Raw genomic sequence first — 14558 nt, 5'->3', positions numbered from 1 at the left:
CGGACGAACGGGGTCCTGTCGCACGTGTAGCCTGGCCTGTCGCAGTTAGAGATTGGGCCGACTTCTTGACGTCAACCAAGGTGACGCGAGAAGCGGATTGCGTAGGCGTCCCCACACCCTTGCCTCCGAATTTGGATTTGCGCGGAATGTAGCACTCCTGCCACCCTTGCAACGGTGTGAATTGGAAGACTTTCTGTATCGATGCATTAATGATGTTTTTGGTGTCAAATGATGCGGTTTTTATGCAGTGGAGCCGGCCGCTTTGCCGACTGGCTCACGCGCTGCCGTCAGGCCCCCCCGCCAGCGCTTCATCAGCGTCGCCTGGGTCAGGGTGGCGTCGCCCTCGACGGGGCGCTGGCTGAACTGCCCTTCGGGCCCCATGTGCCAGGCGCCGGCGTCATGGAGGTAGAGATCCAGCAGCTCCTCCAGGTGATGGCGCAGCACGGGGTCTTCCACCGGCGCCACGGCCTCGACCCGGCGGTCGAGGTTCCGGGTCATCCAGTCGGCGCTGCCGATGAAGACCTCCGGCTCACCGGCATTGCCGAACCAGAACACACGGGAGTGCTCGAGAAAGCGGCCGATCACGCTCACCACCTCGATGTGGTCGCTGATGCCGGCCATGCCCGGCCGCAGGCTGCACATGCCGCGCACCACCAGCTGAATCCTCACGCCCGCCTGTGAGGCCTCGTAGAGGAGAGCGATGATCGCCGGGTCGACCAGCGAATTCATCTTGGCGCGGATGTGACCCTCACGCCCGGCCCGGGCGTGGTCGATTTCCCGGCGAATCAGTTCTTCCATCCTGCTCCGCAGGCTGACCGGAGCAACCAGAAGGCGGCGGAAGCTCTGCTGCTTGGAGAACCCCGTCAGGTAATTGAACAGTTCCACCAGATCCGCCCCGAAATCGGGGTTGGCGGTCAACAGGCCCAGGTCGGTGTAGAGGCCGGAGGTACGGGCGTTGTAGTTACCGGTGCCGATGTGCACATAGCTGTTGAGCCTGTCCTTTTCCTTGCGCACCACCAGCAGGATCTTGGTGTGGGTCTTGAGACCGATCACGCCATACACCACGTGGACCCCGGAGCTTTCCAGTCGCTTGGCCCACTGGATGTTGTTGTCCTCGTCGAAGCGGGCCTTCAGCTCCACCAGGGCCATCACCTGTTTGCCATTCTCCGCGGCCCGGATCAGCGCGGACACCACCCCCGAATCCCTGGAGGTGCGGTAGAGGGTCATCTTGATGGCGAGCACCGAGGGATCGTCGGCGGCCTGGTTCAGGAACTCCTCCACGGAGGTGGTGAACAGGTCGTAGGGATGCTGCAGCAGCACATCCCCGCGGCGGATCACCGAGAAGATGCTCTCGAACTCCTCGGCCTTGATCGATCCGTCCTCCAGCAGGCTCTTCTGGGCACGGGCCAGGGCCGGGGCGGTGCGCCCCTTGTGGGGTTTCTCCTTCAGCTGCGGCAGGGGTACCGCCATCAGGCTCATCAGATCGTCGAGTCCGAGCGGACCATTGATCCGGTACACGTCCTGGGGCTCGACCGCGGTGCCCTCCATCAGCAGCTGCACCACCGACTCCGGCATCTCGTCGGCCACCTCCAGGCGCACGACTTCGCCGCCGCGGCGACGTTTGCGCAGCCCCTCCTCCAGGGCTTCCATCAGGTCGTCGGCCTCCAGGTCCCGCAATTCCAGGTCGGCGTCGCGGGTGACCCGGAAGAAGTAGTGCCCCTCCACGCTCATGCCGGGAAACAGCAGGGAGAGGTTGAAGGCCACCACCTGCTCCAGGGGGACGGCGGTGAACACCGGTGAAGGTTGTCGGTCGCTCAGGTCCGTGGGGATCTGCACGAAGCGCGGCAGGATTTTCTGCGGCACCTTGACGCGGGCGAACTCCTGCTGTCCCGTCTCCGGATCCCGCACCAGCGCGGCCACGTTGAGGCTCAGGTTGCTGATGAAGGGGAAGGGGTGGGAGGGGTCCACCGCCAGGGGGGTCAGCACCGGAAAGATGGCGCTGCAGAAATAGTCGTCCACCCAGGAGCGCTGGGCGTCATTGAGGTTGGCGTAGTCGATCAGCTGAAGGCCGTACTCCGCCAGGTGGCTCTTGAGGGAGTGGCGGTAGTGCTGCTGCTGCAGTTCCAGCAGGGGCCTGAGTTTCTGGCGGATTGCCTCGAGTTGTTCCTGGGGGGTGAGGCCGTCATCGCTGAGGCAGGTGACACCCGCTTCCAGCTGGGACTTGAGGGTCGCCACCCTCACCATGAAGAACTCATCGAGGTTGTTGCTGAAGATGGCGCTGAACTTGGCCTGCTCCAGCAGGGGGCGCCGCTCGTCGAGCGCCTGGGCCAGGACCCGGTAGTTGAAGTCGATCCAGCTGAGCTCCCGGTTGATGTAGAGCTCGGGCGGCACCGTGGGTGCGGGATTGGCTGTGACCATCTGGGCAACGTAGCAATCTCAGCGGGTCTTCCCCGGTGTCGTGCCCGCTTGACGGGGGGCATCGGGCAGCCCCCCGGCCACCAACAGCACCACCCCGCACATCAGACTGATGCCCAGCCAGAACGGGCTCCGGTGGCCGATGGTCTCGTAGGCCAGGCCGGCCAGGGGGGGGCCGATGAAGCCGGCCAGGCTCTGCAGACCCTGCAGGCTGCCCAGCGCGGCACCCTGGCCGGAGTCATCCAGCCGGCGGGAGACGAGCGACCGCAGGCAGGGGGTGACCAGGCCGGTGCCCAGGGCCAGGATCGCCAGGCCGCTGAACACCGACACGGTGGCGCTGCCGGGGTTGGCGCTGGCGATCAGCAGGCATCCGGCGATCACGAAGCCGAGGCCAGCCAGGCTGAGTCGCCACTCGCCGAACCGTTTGACCAGCGGACCGATCAGCCCACCCTGCACCACCGTGGCCACCACTCCGACAACGAGAAAGGCCGCGCCGGCCAGGCCGGGGCCCCAACCGAAGGCCTGCTTGAAATAGAGCACCAGCACGGCGGTGAAGCCGCTGAAGCCCAGAAAGAACAGAAAGAAGGCGCAGCACAGGCGCCGGATCCGCTCCTGGGCGAACACGCGGGCCAGTTGGCCGAAGGGGTGCAGATCCCGCTTGCGGGGCAGGGGACGGCGCGCCTCGATCGGATGGGTTTCCGGCAGCAGGGTGATCACCAGCACCAGGTTCAGGGCCGCGATGCCCACGGCGAGCAGCAGGGGCAGGGTCACACTGATCTGTCCGAGCAGGCCACCGAGGGCAGGGCCGAGGATGAAGCCCAGCCCGAAGGCCACGCCGATCAGGCCGAAGGCCTGGGCGCGCTTTTCCGGAGGTGAGATGTCCGCCAGGACGGCGCTCGCCGTCGCGGCGGTGCCGCCGCTCACCCCGTCGATCAGCCGCCCCGCGAAGAGCAGGGCCAGGGGAACGTTGCTGCCGGCGGCCCAGGGGATGGTTCGCCAGTCGGTGGCGATCGTCAGGGCGAACAGTCCCAGACCGAGCACGGAACCGGCCACGCATCCGGCGATGACCGGCTTGCGCCCATGGTGGTCGCTGAGGGCGCCGATCAGCGGTGTGAAGCTGAACTGGGCGAGGGCGTAGCTGCCTGCCAGCAGTCCCAGGGTGCGTCCGTCGTTGCTGAACCCCGCCAGCAGGAAGGGCAGCAGCGGAAAGATCAGCGACTCACCGAGGCGGTCGTTGAGCAGGGTCAGGAACGCGCACAGGAGGGTCGGTGCTCGTGAGCGCTGCAGGAAGGGCACGGCGACGTGCGGGATCTTCCTCACCCTCCCACGGCCGTTGTCCCTCGCTGCCCTTGGGCAACGGCCGAACCGCTGCTGCCCACGCCGGCTTGTGGCGGCCTTCGGGTGGGTGCAGGCTGACGGGAGTGTCCCGGCGTCCCGGTCCGCGCTCCGCCATGCCCTCCACCAGCCCGCCGTTCAGGATCCTGCTGATCAGCATCCACGGCCTGATCCGGGGGGCCAACCTGGAGCTGGGCCGGGATGCCGACACGGGCGGCCAGACCAAGTATGTGGTGGAGCTGGCCAAGGCCCTGGCGAGCTGCCCGAGGGTTGCCGGTGTCGAGCTGATCACCCGCCGGATCAGCGACCCCGCCGTGAGTGCGGACTATGCCCGTCCCGTGGAGTCTCTGGGGGAGAAGGCGCGCATCGTGCGGATCGAGGCCGGTCCTCCCGATTACCTCCGCAAGGAAGAGCTCTGGGATCACCTCGACAGTTTTGCGGACAATCTTCTGGCCTGGATGCAGCAGCAGCCCTGCTGGCCGGATGTGGTGCACACCCACTACGCCGACGCGGGCTATGTGGGCGTGAAGCTGGCCCACATGACCGGGCTGCCCCTGGTCCATACGGGCCACTCGCTCGGGCGTGACAAGGTTCGCCGCCTGATCGCTGCGGGACTGTCGCTGGATCAGATCGAGGAAAGCTACAAGATGTCTCGGCGGATTGATGCCGAAGAGGAGGTGATCACGGAGGCCTCGCTCGTGATCACAAGCACCCGCAATGAAATCGAAGACCAGTATGAACTCTACGACTGCTACAGCCCCGACAAGATGGTGATCATCCCACCGGGTACGGACCTGCAGCAGTTTCACGTTTCCGACGATCAGGAACAGGGCGATGGCACCATGTTTCGGGATAGTCTTGAGCTGTTTCTCAAAGATTCCGCCAAGCCGATGATTCTGGCCCTCTCAAGGCCAGACCTGCGCAAGAACATCGTTACGCTCTTGGAGGCTTATGGTGAATCAAAGCCGTTGCAGAAGCTCGCAAATCTTGTCATCGTTGCGGGCAACCGTGAAGACATCCGGGATCTGGATGAAGGCCCTCAGGCCGTCTTCACGGAGTTGCTCCTGGCCATCGATTCCTATGATCTTTATGGGTGTGTCGCCCTGCCCAAGCACCACACCTCCGAGGATGTGCCGCTCATCTACCGATTGGCAGCCAGATCCCGGGGCGTCTTCATCAATCCCGCTCTGACGGAACCATTCGGACTGACCCTGCTGGAAGCGGCAGCCAGCGGGCTTCCCCTGGTGGCCACCGAGAATGGCGGTCCTGTCGACATCATCGCCAACTGCCGCAATGGATTGCTGGTGGATCCCCTCAACAAGCAGGCGATGGCCCAGGCCCTGTTGTCTATCCTGGAGGACCGTGACCGCTGGACTGAATATTCGGAGAATGGCGTGAACTATGTTGCCCAGTACTATTCATGGCAGGCCCATGCCGATGCCTATCTCCGTCAGCTTGAGTTGCTTGTCCAACGCAAGACGCCGGCTTTGGGCACGTCCAGAATTCAGCGCAGCTCCGGCCGCCGTGGCAAGGCCATCTTCACAGCGATCGATAACACGCTGCTGGGCGATCGCGAAGGCCTGGATCTTCTCAGTCAGTTGATCCGCCAGCGCGGCAAGGATTGCCTGTTCGGGATCGCAACCGGCAGACGACTGGATTCGGTGCTGGCCATCATGCGTGAATATGATATTCCTGTGCCGGATATCCTGATCACAAGCCTCGGAACTGAAATTTACTATGCCCCCAACTGGCTCCCGGACCTGGCCTGGGCCAAGCACATCAACCACCTCTGGACCCCCCAGGTGCTGAGGGCCATTCTGAAGGAGCTTCCGGGGCTTCAGCCCCAGCCCAGAAAGGAACAGAGTCCATTCAAATATTCCTATCACTATGATGGCAATCTGGCGCCATCACTGGATCAGATTCGCGCCATGCTGAGGCACCAGGAACTTTCCGTGAATGCCACCCTGTCCTTTGGGCAGTTCCTCGACTTTGTCCCGGCGCGAGCCTCGAAGGGTCAGGCACTCCGGTTTGTCGCCCAGCGCTGGAATATCCCGCTGGAGAGGATTCTGGCCACCGGTGGTTCTGGAGGGGATGAGGATATGCTGCGCGGCAACACGCTGGGTGTGGTCGTGGCGAACCGACATCGGGAGGAGCTCTCCATCCTTGGAGATACGGAGCATGTCTATCTGGCTGAGCAATCCCATGCCAGAGGCATCCTTGAGGCGATCGAGCACTATGACTTCCTCAACCTCTAGCCACGTTGCCCTGGGTCCGAGCTGGGAGGGGAGAGGGCGCCATGGCTGATCCAGGCCTGGCCGCCGGGACGGCCCCAGCCCCGGAACGGCTGTTGCTCTGCACCGATCTCGACCGCACCCTGCTGCCCAATGGCCGCCAGCCGGAATCGCCTCAGGCGCGCCCCCTGTTCGCCCGGCTGGTGCAACGCCCGGAGGTGACGTTGGCCTACGTGAGTGGCCGCGATGCCGGCCTCGTGGCCGAGGCCATCCGCGATTACGCCTTGCCCACGCCGGACTGGGTGGTGGCCGATGTGGGCACCACCCTGCTCCAGGTTTCCCCCGAGGGCTGGATCTCCCATCGGGGCTGGCACCAGGCCATCGGCAGGGATTGGGGTGGGCGTACGGCCTCCGACATCCAGGATCTCCTCGCAGATCTGGATCGCCTCCACTTGCAGGAGCCGAGCAAGCAGAACACCTACAAGCTCAGCTTCTACACAGAACTCGGCTCCGACGTCTCCAGCCTCCAGGTGGAGATGCAAAGGCGATTGAATCGCCAGGGATTCCAAGCCAGCCTGATCTACAGCATTGATGAGCCAGCTCAGATTGGGTTGCTGGATGTTCTGCCGGCTTCGGCCACCAAGCTCCATGCCATCCAGTTCCTGATGCAGACCCTGAATTTTCCGATGTCCCAGACCCTGTTCGCCGGTGACAGCGGCAATGATCTGCCGGTCATGCAGAGTGAGCTGCCCTCAGTGCTGGTCGCCAATGCAGATCAGACTGTGATCGCCCAGCTGGACTGCAAGCCCGGCGAGCGCCATTCCGAGTGGAACCTCTATCTTGCCAGGGGGGGCTTCATGGGCATGAATGGCAATTACAGCGCGGGTATTCTCGAAGGATTCCTGCACTTCCATCCCCACCTGTCCACCTGGCTGGAGGCGTGCTGAGACGGGGCCGACCAGTGGCCACTCTGGCACAGCCTCCCGCTCCCCAGCAGTGGGTCCGGAGGCCAATCGACCATGATGGTCTGGGGAAAGGGTTGTAGCCCCTTCGTGCTCCATGGATTGCCGCCATGTATGAACAGGTCTCGCACTCTCTGCTGAACGCAATCCTTGACGATCTGAAGCCGGAAATTCGTCGCCAGGATCTCAGGCACTTCTACACGCGACTGGGCGCCAACTTCTACGCTATCCATTCCCTGTTTTACACCCTTTACGGGGATCGACCCGACTTCAAGCGTCAGATGCTTCGCCTGGTGGAGGCGATGGCCGAGGCCTATATCAACCGCAGGCCGGAGCTGGAAGCGCTGGATATTGCCCGTGAGAAAGATCACAACTGGTTTCTCTCTCAGCAATGGGTCGGCATGGCGCTGTACACGAACGGCTTTGCCAAGAACCTCAGAGATCTGGCTGACAAGACGGATTATTTTCAGGAACTGGGTGTCAACATGATTCATGTGATGCCGATCCTGAAGTGTCCGATCGGCAAGAGTGATGGCGGCTATGCGGTCAGCGACTTTCGGCAGATTGATGAGCGGGTAGGGGATCTCGCCGACCTGCAACATCTGGCGGCTGAGCTGCGGCGGCGGGACATCCTGTTGGTGCTCGACATCGTGATGAACCACACCTCGGACGAACATCACTGGGCCCGCCTGGCCAGCGAGGGTGATCCCGTCTATCAGGATTATTATTATATGTACGAAAGTCGTGACATTCCTGACCTATTTGAGCGCACAATGCCCGAGGTCTTCCCGGAGACTTCGCCTGGCAACTTCACCTGGAATGAGCAGGCCCAGAAATGGGTAATGACTGTCTTTCATGGCTATCAATGGGATTTGAACTACAGCAATCCTGAGGTGTTCATCGAGATGCTCGGTGTTGTGCTCTTCTGGGCTAACAATGGCGTCGATATCATGCGCCTGGATGCTGTTGCGTTTCTCTGGAAGGAGATCGGCACAGACTCTCAGAACCAGAGGAATGCCCACCTGCTGCTGCAGCTGATGAAGGATTGCTGCCAGGCAACCGCCCCTGGCGTGTTGTTCATCGCCGAGGCGATTGTAGCCCCTGTCGAGGTGATTAAGTACTTCGGCGAGGATGCCATCATCGCCAAGGAATGCGAGATTGCCTACAACGCCACCTTGATGTCGCTCCTCTGGGACGCTGTGGCGACGCAGAACGCCAGGCTGCTGTCACAAGGGTTGCAAAGTCTGCCCAATAAACTTGATCGGGCGACCTGGCTGAATTATCTCCGTTGTCATGATGACATCGGTTTCGGATTCGACGATGTGGATGTCCGTGCTGTCGGCTATGACCCTAAGGCGCACCGGCGCTTCCTGCTCGACTTCTTCTGCGGTCAGTTCGAGGACTCGCCGTCTCGCGGCCTGCCCTTCATGCAGAACGAGGCCACCGGCGATGCCCGCATCTGTGGATCGCTGGCTTCTCTGGCGGGCCTGGAAAAGGCCGTGGCGGAGGCTGATCCCAAGCAGATCGCGACGGCCATCAGCCGCATTCTCCTGCTGCACAGTGTGATTCTTTCCTTTGGAGGAATTCCTCTTCTCTACAACGGCGATGCCCTGGGCCTGCTGAATGACTATGGCTACCGGGAGGATCCCGCCAAGGCCTCCGACAACCGCTGGGTCCATCGGCCGAGCATCGATTGGCAGCATGCCGAGACGCGTCATCAGGCGGGCACCATGGAGCATCGTCTGTTTTCGTCGCTGCGGCGCATGATTGCCATCCGCAAGTCTTTGGTGGCCTTTGCCGATTTCAACAATCGGGAGTTGCTCGCCACTGGAAACGACCATCTGCTCTGCTTCCTGCGTGCCTACCCGGCCCGACCTTCGGAGCAGGTGCTGGTGGTTGCCAATTTTCATTCCACGCCGGAGCCCCTCAGTGCCGAGGCGCTGTGTCGTCGCGGGCTGGACCTGGCGGCTCCGCAGATCGACCTGTTCACCGGTCGCAGGCCCCTGCGACGGGAGGGCGACATCCTGCTGCAGAGCTATCAGTTCTACTGGCTCAAGCAGGTCTGATCCCCACAGGCCGATGACCTGCCTGAGTCAGTCCAGCCACGGCGGCGGATTTGCTCCCATGATGTCCAGCGCTCCCCAGCGCCGGCCCCGGCCCCGCAGCATGGATGGATCCCAGCTCAGTCACCTCAATGCCCGCGGGGAGGTGCGCATGGTGGAGGTGGGTGATCGCCCCCAGACCCTGCGCACGGCGGTGGCCGAGGGGGTGATCGGCCTGGGGCCGGCCTTGCTGAGGGCCGTGCTCGATGGCCGCACCCCCAAGGGGGATGTGCTGGCCGTGGCGCGGGTGGCCGCCATTCAGGCGGCCAAGCGCACCGCCGAACTCATTCCCCTCTGCCACCCGATCGCCCTCAGCGGCGTTGATGTGGCCATCACCCCCACCGAGGATGCGGCGGGCCTCAGGATCACCGTGACGGCCCGCACCACGGGCCCCACCGGCGTGGAGATGGAGGCGCTCACGGCTGTGCAGGTGGGTCTGCTCACCCTGTACGACATGGTCAAGTCGGCAGAGCCGGCCATGACGATCGGCCCGGTGCGGCTGCTGCGCAAGGAGGGGGGGCGCCATGGCCCCTGGACGCACCCTGAGGTCGCCGCGTCCGCGGCCCCGGCTTGAGCGCCATGGCCGAACCGTTTCCGCCGGAGGGCCTGCCTCTGGACCAGGCCCGGCGTCTGGTGCTCGATGGGCTGGTGCGCCGACCTGGCGTGGAGACGGTGGCGCTTGCCGCGGCGCTGGGTCGGGTGACGGCCGCTCCCGTGTCGGCCCCTGAGGCCATCCCGGGCTTCCGGGCCTCCGTCATGGATGGGTATGCCCTGGCGGGCCCGTCTCCCCCACCGCTGGGCAGCCGCTGGACCCTGGTGGGGCGGGCCGCTCCGGGAGCTCCCTGGGCGGGCCCTCTGGCGCCGGGGGAGGCCGTGCGCATCCTCACGGGGGCGCCGCTGCCGGCTGGGGCCGGCTGGGTGGTGCCCCAGGAGCTCGTCGGGCTGGAGGCCGACCAGGCCATCCGGGTGGAGAGGGCCGTGGGCACGAACCCCTGGATTCGAGCCGCCGATGAGGAAGCGGCTGCCGGCCAGGAGCTCCTGGCGGCTGGACAGCGGCTGGGGCCGGCCGATCTGGCACGGCTGGCCAGTTGCGGGGTGCCGGAGCTGGCGGTCGTCCCCCGTCCCCGGATCGGCCTGCTGATCAGCGGCGATGAGCTCACACCGGTGGGCGCGTCCCGGCGCCCCGGCGCGATCTGGGAGAGCAACGGCACCCTGTTGGAGGCCCTGCTCACCCGGCTCGGTCAGGCGGTGGCGATGAAGCGCGTGGTCCCCGACGATCCGGCGGCGCTCCGTCAGGCTCTCGAGCTCCTCGCGGAGCGGACGGATGTGGTGGTCAGCACGGGGGGGGTGTCCGTCGGGGACAGTGACTGGATCCGGCCCCTGCTCGAGGACCTGGGCAGCGTCGCCTTCTGGAAGCTCTTCCTCAAACCCGGTCGACCCTTCGCCTTCGGGACGTTGGCAGGCAAGCCTTTTTTCGGCCTGCCCGGCAATCCCGTCGCCGCGGCGATCACGGCCCTGCAGTTGCTCTGGCCTGCCCTGCAGCGGCTGGAGGGCGCGGAGCTGCAGCTGCTGCCGAGGCTGCGGGTGCGGCTGGCCACCGCGCTGTCGCGGGCCCCGGGCCGGCCGGAACTGGTGCGGGCCACGCTGGAGGTGGGACCCCAGGGAGAACTGCTGGCCAGGGTGGCGGGTCCCCAGGCCTCCTCGCGCCTTGGGTCCCTGCAGGCTGCCGACCTGCTGCTGGAGCTCCCGGCTGCCTGCGGATCCCTGGCGGCCGGAGCGGAACTCTGGGCCCAGCTGCTGCGCCTGCCCATCTTTTAGGCGATCACCTTCACCTGGACTGGCTCAGGAGGGGCGGGCGGCTCACAGCGCCGTGTTGCCCGCCAGCCAGCGGCTGTGGCCATCCAGGCCGTGCTCCCGCTTCCAGAACGGGGCGTCGTGCTTGAGCCGCTCCAGCAGGGCCTGGCAGCAGCGCTGGGCAGGACCGCGGCGGTCGGCGACCACGGCGACCAGCACGATGGCGTCTCCGGGCTCCACCAGGCCGACCCGGTGGTGCACCATCACGGCGATCACGCCGTGCTCCCCCATGAGCTCCCGCGCCTGGCTGTCGAGACACCGCTCGGTCATCCCCGGGTAGTGCTCCAGCTCCAGGCCCGTCAGGGGTTCCCCGTGGCCGCCGCGGCCGCGGGCCCGGCCCACGAAACTGGCCTCCGCCGCGGCCGGGCCACCGGATTGCCGCGCCAGCAGCTCATGCCAGCTCTGCAGCAGCGCCAGCGGTTCGAAACGCGCCGGGTGGAGGGCGATCAGCGGCTCCATGCTCAGCCGCCGCTGATCGGAGGGAGAAAGGCCAGCTCGTCGCCAGGGCGCAGGGGCTGATCGGCGGACGCGAAGCGCTGGTTGATGGCGATCCGGATTCCGGTGGCTCCGGGCTGGCAGGCCTCCAGGCCGAGCTCCGTCCAGATCCGGGCCGGGGTCGTCCCAGGCTCCAGCGGCAGGCGGATGAGGCGCTCCCCCCAGCCGGCCCGCTCCCGCAGCGAGGCGAAGAGCAGCACGCGCAGATCACCACCGCCGGGTCCCATCGGCTCGTTCGAACAGGCGACTCCTCCTAGACCAGGATGGTCGTTTGGAGCGGTTCCGGTGGGTCTCGCCATCGCCCTGCTGACGGTGTCCGACACCCGCACCCTGGCGGACGACCGTTCCGGAGCAGCCCTGCTGGCGCGCCTCGAGGCCGACGGCCATCGACTCGTCGCCCGGCAGCTGGTGCCGGACGACCGCTACCGGATCCGGGCCGTGGTGAGCGGCTGGATCGCCGATCCCGACGTTCAGGTGGTGCTGAGTTCCGGTGGCACGGGCCTCACCGGACGGGACGGCACACCGGAAGCTGTCGCCCCCCTCCTCGACAAGACCATCGACGGGTTCGGCGAGCTCTTCCGGGTGCTGTCGTTTGAGACGATCGGCACCAGTGCACTCCAGAGCCGTTGTCTCGCCGGGGTGGCGAACGGCACGGTGGTGTTCGTGCTGCCGGGTTCCCTCGATGCGGTGGAAACGGCCTGGGATCGGCTCATCCACGCCCAGCTGAGCGACGCCACCCGTCCCTGCAATCTGGTGCAGCTGCTGCCGCGTCTCCTGGAGGTCGCGGACTGAGGTGGGTTCGGGGTGTGAGCGGCTGTGCAACGTCCCGTCCGGGGATCTAGCTCGGAGGGACATTCTTGGACAGACTGCGGGTGCGGCAGTGGTCCAAGCTGCGGAGCCCACGATCCGACCTGCCAGCCCTTTTCACTCCGTGCCGCTCCTGCCTGCGCCATGACCAGCGATCCCACCGACCTCAAGGTCCAGAGACTCCGGGAGGTTGGCATCTTCTCCGCGACACCCGAGGATTTGCTGCGCCAGTTGGCCGATGCCCTCGCGGAGGTGGAGCTCGCCCCCGGCGAGCCGCTGTTCGCGAAGGACGATCTGGGCACCTGCATGTACGTGGTCGTCTCCGGCCTCGTCCGGGTTCATCTCCACGATCAGACCGTGGCGGAGCTGGGCCCCGGGGAGATCGTCGGTGAGCTGGCCGCCCTGGATCCTGAGCCGCGCTCCGCCTCCGTGAGCGCCCTGGAGCCCACCTGCCTCTACCAGATCGAGCAGGCCACGCTCGAGGACCTGATGGAGGTGCACCCCAAGATCATGAAGGCCGTGATCGCGTCGCTGGCCCATCGCCTGCGCGCCACCACGGCCCCCTATGGCCAGTCCTGAGGCCCCGGCGGCCTGGGCCTGCCCCCGCGGCCTACCCGCCCAGGTAGGCCATCTCGGCGTGGGGCGCCCTGCCGACGGCTCCGCTCCGGTTCCGCTCCTCGCTGTAGCGATCGTCGCGATGTCGCCACAGATCAGCCAGGGCCTGCCTCAGTCCGGCGGCATCGCCGTGGGGGCGTAGCCAGGGCCGGAGATCGGTTCCCTGGGCAGCGAACAGACAGGTGTACGCCACCCCATCGGCGGTGACGCGCAGGCGGTTGCAGTCGCCGCAGAAGGGGGCAGTGATCGAGGCCACCACGGCCAGATGCAGGCCATCGGGGCGATCGCGGTAGCGCCAGCGGCTGGCGGTGCCGTGCATGGGGCGGCCGGCCGGCTCCAGGGGCCACCGGCTCTGGATCAGCTCCAGCATCGCGGCGGCCGGCATCACTTGCTTGGCGTTCCAGCCGTTGCGGTTGCCCACATCCATGAATTCGATCAGGCGCAGCTCCACGCCGAGGCGCCGGGCCAGGGCGGCGAGGGGCAGCACCTGGTCGGCATTGCGGTGACGGGCGATCACCGCATTGAGCTTCAGCTCACCCCGGGCCGGGTCGAAGCCTGCCGCGTGGGCGTTCTCGATGGCGTCCAGCACCCTGGCCAGCAACCGCTCTCCCTGGCGAGCGCTGTCGCTGCCGCCTTCGAGGCCGGCCATGCGGGCCACGCTGGCGCCATCGGCGCCATCCAGGCTGAGGGTGATCCGATCCAGGCCAGCCTGCCGCAGCGCCCGGGCCCGCTCGGCGCTGAGCAGCACCCCATTGGTGGTGAGGGCGATCTCCTCCAGACCGCCGTCCGCACCGGGGCCGCGGTCCCGCAGCGGACGCAGCCGGTCGATCAGCGCTTCGACGTCCCGGTGCAGCAGGGGTTCCCCCCCCGTGAGCCGCAGGCGGGTGAAGCCGAGGCTGGCGGCCGTGGCGACCAGCTGGTGACGTTCAGCAAGGCTCAGCAGGCCGGGAGGATCGTGGTCATCGGGGCAGCAATAGGGGCAAGCCAGGTTGCAGCGGGCCGTCAGGGAGAGCCGCAGCACCCCGGGGCGACGCCCATGGCGATCCAGCAGAGCACCAGCAGCAGGGGACACGGCGGATGGGCTTGGGCAGGACACCGCGATCAGCCTGGCGTAGGCGCGGCCCAATCCGCCGGATGGTTGCAGTTGCGCAGGGCGCCAGCAGGCAACCGCACGCTGGACACGGCTTGCTGGGCCAGCCAGCCCTCCATGCTGCGGTGGCCTGCGGCCAGCCAGCGCTGCAGGGATCGCCGCAGCACGGCCGAGGCTGGATAGACCCCCAGCAGGTACTGCTGCCGCACGCCGTCATCGGCCACGTGAACCCTCTCCAATGCCAGCCGGGCGCTGTCCCGCAGGACCTCCAGGCTGCGTTCATCCAGCCACGGCATGTCCACCGGGCAGAGCAGCAACCGTTCACCGCCATGCAGGGCCATCAGATGGGCGAGGGAATGCAGCGGACCCTGGCCAGACTCGGGCTCACTGGTCGTCACCACGGGAACCCCAAGGGAAGGTTGAAGCCTGTGGGCGAGACGCCGATGGTTTGGGTGGCCGCTGCAGAGAGTGATCGGCTCCCCCAGGGCGGCCAGCCGTTGCAGAGTCCGACTGAGCCAAGTGCCTCCGTCCGGGTGGGGGAGCAGGGCCTTATCGGTGCCCATGCGGCGACTGGAGCCGCCAGTGAGCAGGCAACAGCGCAGGGGCGGGGGATCGGCGATTGTCAGGGCTTGGGAATTCGGTAGCTTCAACG

At 66.1% G+C, this 14558-nt stretch carries 13 protein-coding genes; 7 read left to right on the top strand and 6 right to left on the bottom strand.

Annotated elements, in window-relative coordinates:
* Positions 1–240: 240 nt before the first annotated feature.
* Together ppk1 and ACLNEE_RS14730 are read right to left on the bottom strand one after the other, a co-directional pair.
* A complete protein-coding gene (gene ppk1 / locus ACLNEE_RS14735; RefSeq protein ID WP_411422994.1) occupies positions 241–2418 on the bottom strand; it encodes a polyphosphate kinase 1 in 2178 nt (725 codons plus the stop codon).
* 18 nt (positions 2419–2436) lie between these two features.
* A complete protein-coding gene (locus ACLNEE_RS14730; RefSeq protein WP_411422995.1) occupies positions 2437–3735 on the bottom strand; it encodes an MFS transporter in 1299 nt (432 codons plus the stop codon).
* A gap of 131 nt (positions 3736–3866) precedes the next feature.
* Here ACLNEE_RS14730 and ACLNEE_RS14725 point away from each other — a divergent pair, with 131 nt between their 5' ends.
* The 5 genes from ACLNEE_RS14725 to ACLNEE_RS14705 all read left to right on the top strand — a co-directional run bounded on the left by ACLNEE_RS14725 (position 3867) and on the right by ACLNEE_RS14705 (position 10863).
* Positions 3867–6005 (top strand): HAD-IIB family hydrolase, encoded by a 2139-nt coding sequence (locus ACLNEE_RS14725; RefSeq protein WP_412007276.1) that lies wholly within the window; start codon positions 3867–3869, stop codon positions 6003–6005.
* 41 nt (positions 6006–6046) lie between these two features.
* Complete coding sequence (locus tag ACLNEE_RS14720; RefSeq protein WP_411422997.1) at positions 6047–6928, top strand: HAD-IIB family hydrolase; 882 nt, start codon at positions 6047–6049, stop codon at positions 6926–6928.
* A 125-nt stretch (positions 6929–7053) separates the two neighbouring features.
* Positions 7054–9009: an amylosucrase gene (locus ACLNEE_RS14715; RefSeq protein WP_411422998.1), complete on the top strand. Its 1956-nt coding sequence runs from the start codon at positions 7054–7056 to the stop codon at positions 9007–9009.
* A 13-nt stretch (positions 9010–9022) separates the two neighbouring features.
* Positions 9023–9619 carry a cyclic pyranopterin monophosphate synthase MoaC gene (moaC, locus tag ACLNEE_RS14710; protein WP_411422999.1) on the top strand — a complete coding sequence of 199 codons (597 nt, stop codon included), beginning with the start codon at positions 9023–9025 and terminating at the stop codon, positions 9617–9619.
* 5 nt (positions 9620–9624) lie between these two features.
* The gene (locus ACLNEE_RS14705; protein ID WP_411423000.1) at positions 9625–10863 is read left to right on the top strand and encodes a molybdopterin molybdotransferase MoeA; all 1239 of its coding nucleotides are present in this window, start codon (positions 9625–9627) and stop codon (positions 10861–10863) included.
* Between the two features lie 42 nt (positions 10864–10905).
* Here the strand turns inward: ACLNEE_RS14705 and ACLNEE_RS14700 are convergent, their stop codons facing one another.
* Both ACLNEE_RS14700 and ACLNEE_RS14695 read right to left on the bottom strand, forming a co-directional pair.
* The gene (locus ACLNEE_RS14700) at positions 10906–11358 is read right to left on the bottom strand and encodes a molybdopterin synthase catalytic subunit (RefSeq protein ID WP_412007275.1); all 453 of its coding nucleotides are present in this window, start codon (positions 11356–11358) and stop codon (positions 10906–10908) included.
* Between the two features lie 2 nt (positions 11359–11360).
* Positions 11361–11621, bottom strand: coding sequence for a MoaD/ThiS family protein (locus ACLNEE_RS14695; protein ID WP_412007274.1), 261 nt, complete (start codon positions 11619–11621; stop codon positions 11361–11363).
* A 58-nt stretch (positions 11622–11679) separates the two neighbouring features.
* Between ACLNEE_RS14695 and moaB the strand changes: the two genes are divergently transcribed.
* The gene (gene moaB, locus ACLNEE_RS14690) at positions 11680–12186 is read left to right on the top strand and encodes a molybdenum cofactor biosynthesis protein B (RefSeq protein ID WP_411423002.1); all 507 of its coding nucleotides are present in this window, start codon (positions 11680–11682) and stop codon (positions 12184–12186) included.
* Between the two features lie 159 nt (positions 12187–12345).
* Positions 12346–12780, top strand: a complete 435-nt coding sequence (locus ACLNEE_RS14685; protein WP_412007273.1) for a Crp/Fnr family transcriptional regulator — start codon at positions 12346–12348, stop codon at positions 12778–12780.
* A 31-nt stretch (positions 12781–12811) separates the two neighbouring features.
* On the opposite strand, the gene ACLNEE_RS14680 is transcribed toward ACLNEE_RS14685, so the two are convergent.
* Both ACLNEE_RS14680 and ACLNEE_RS14675 read right to left on the bottom strand, forming a co-directional pair.
* A complete protein-coding gene (locus ACLNEE_RS14680; RefSeq protein ID WP_411424731.1) occupies positions 12812–13888 on the bottom strand; it encodes a GTP 3',8-cyclase MoaA in 1077 nt (358 codons plus the stop codon).
* A gap of 29 nt (positions 13889–13917) precedes the next feature.
* A complete protein-coding gene (locus ACLNEE_RS14675; RefSeq protein ID WP_411424732.1) occupies positions 13918–14556 on the bottom strand; it encodes a molybdenum cofactor guanylyltransferase in 639 nt (212 codons plus the stop codon).
* Positions 14557–14558 lie beyond the last annotated feature (2 nt).

Origin of the sequence: Aphanothece stagnina RSMan2012 (assembly GCF_046764815.1) — a bacterium.
In the GTDB taxonomy this organism is placed as follows: Bacteria; Cyanobacteriota; Cyanobacteriia; order PCC-6307; family Cyanobiaceae; genus NIES-981.
The sequence above is the reverse complement of the archived record's forward strand: the minus strand, read 5'-3'. Positions and strand labels throughout refer to the sequence as shown.

Excerpts from the sequence above, each read along its gene's own strand:
- ppk1 (WP_411422994.1), bottom strand. The coding sequence starts at position 2,418 with ATGGTCACAGCCAATCCCGCACCCACGGTGCCGCCCGAGCTCTACATC.
- ACLNEE_RS14725 (WP_412007276.1), top strand. The coding sequence starts at position 3,867 with ATGCCCTCCACCAGCCCGCCGTTCAGGATCCTGCTGATCAGCATCCAC.
- ACLNEE_RS14720 (WP_411422997.1), top strand. The coding sequence starts at position 6,047 with ATGGCTGATCCAGGCCTGGCCGCCGGGACGGCCCCAGCCCCGGAACGG.
- ACLNEE_RS14715 (WP_411422998.1), top strand. The coding sequence starts at position 7,054 with ATGTATGAACAGGTCTCGCACTCTCTGCTGAACGCAATCCTTGACGAT.
- moaC (WP_411422999.1), top strand. The coding sequence starts at position 9,023 with ATGACCTGCCTGAGTCAGTCCAGCCACGGCGGCGGATTTGCTCCCATG.
- ACLNEE_RS14705 (WP_411423000.1), top strand. The coding sequence starts at position 9,625 with ATGGCCGAACCGTTTCCGCCGGAGGGCCTGCCTCTGGACCAGGCCCGG.
- ACLNEE_RS14700 (WP_412007275.1), bottom strand. The coding sequence starts at position 11,358 with ATGGAGCCGCTGATCGCCCTCCACCCGGCGCGTTTCGAACCGCTGGCG.
- ACLNEE_RS14695 (WP_412007274.1), bottom strand. The coding sequence starts at position 11,621 with ATGGGACCCGGCGGTGGTGATCTGCGCGTGCTGCTCTTCGCCTCGCTG.
- ACLNEE_RS14685 (WP_412007273.1), top strand. The coding sequence starts at position 12,346 with ATGACCAGCGATCCCACCGACCTCAAGGTCCAGAGACTCCGGGAGGTT.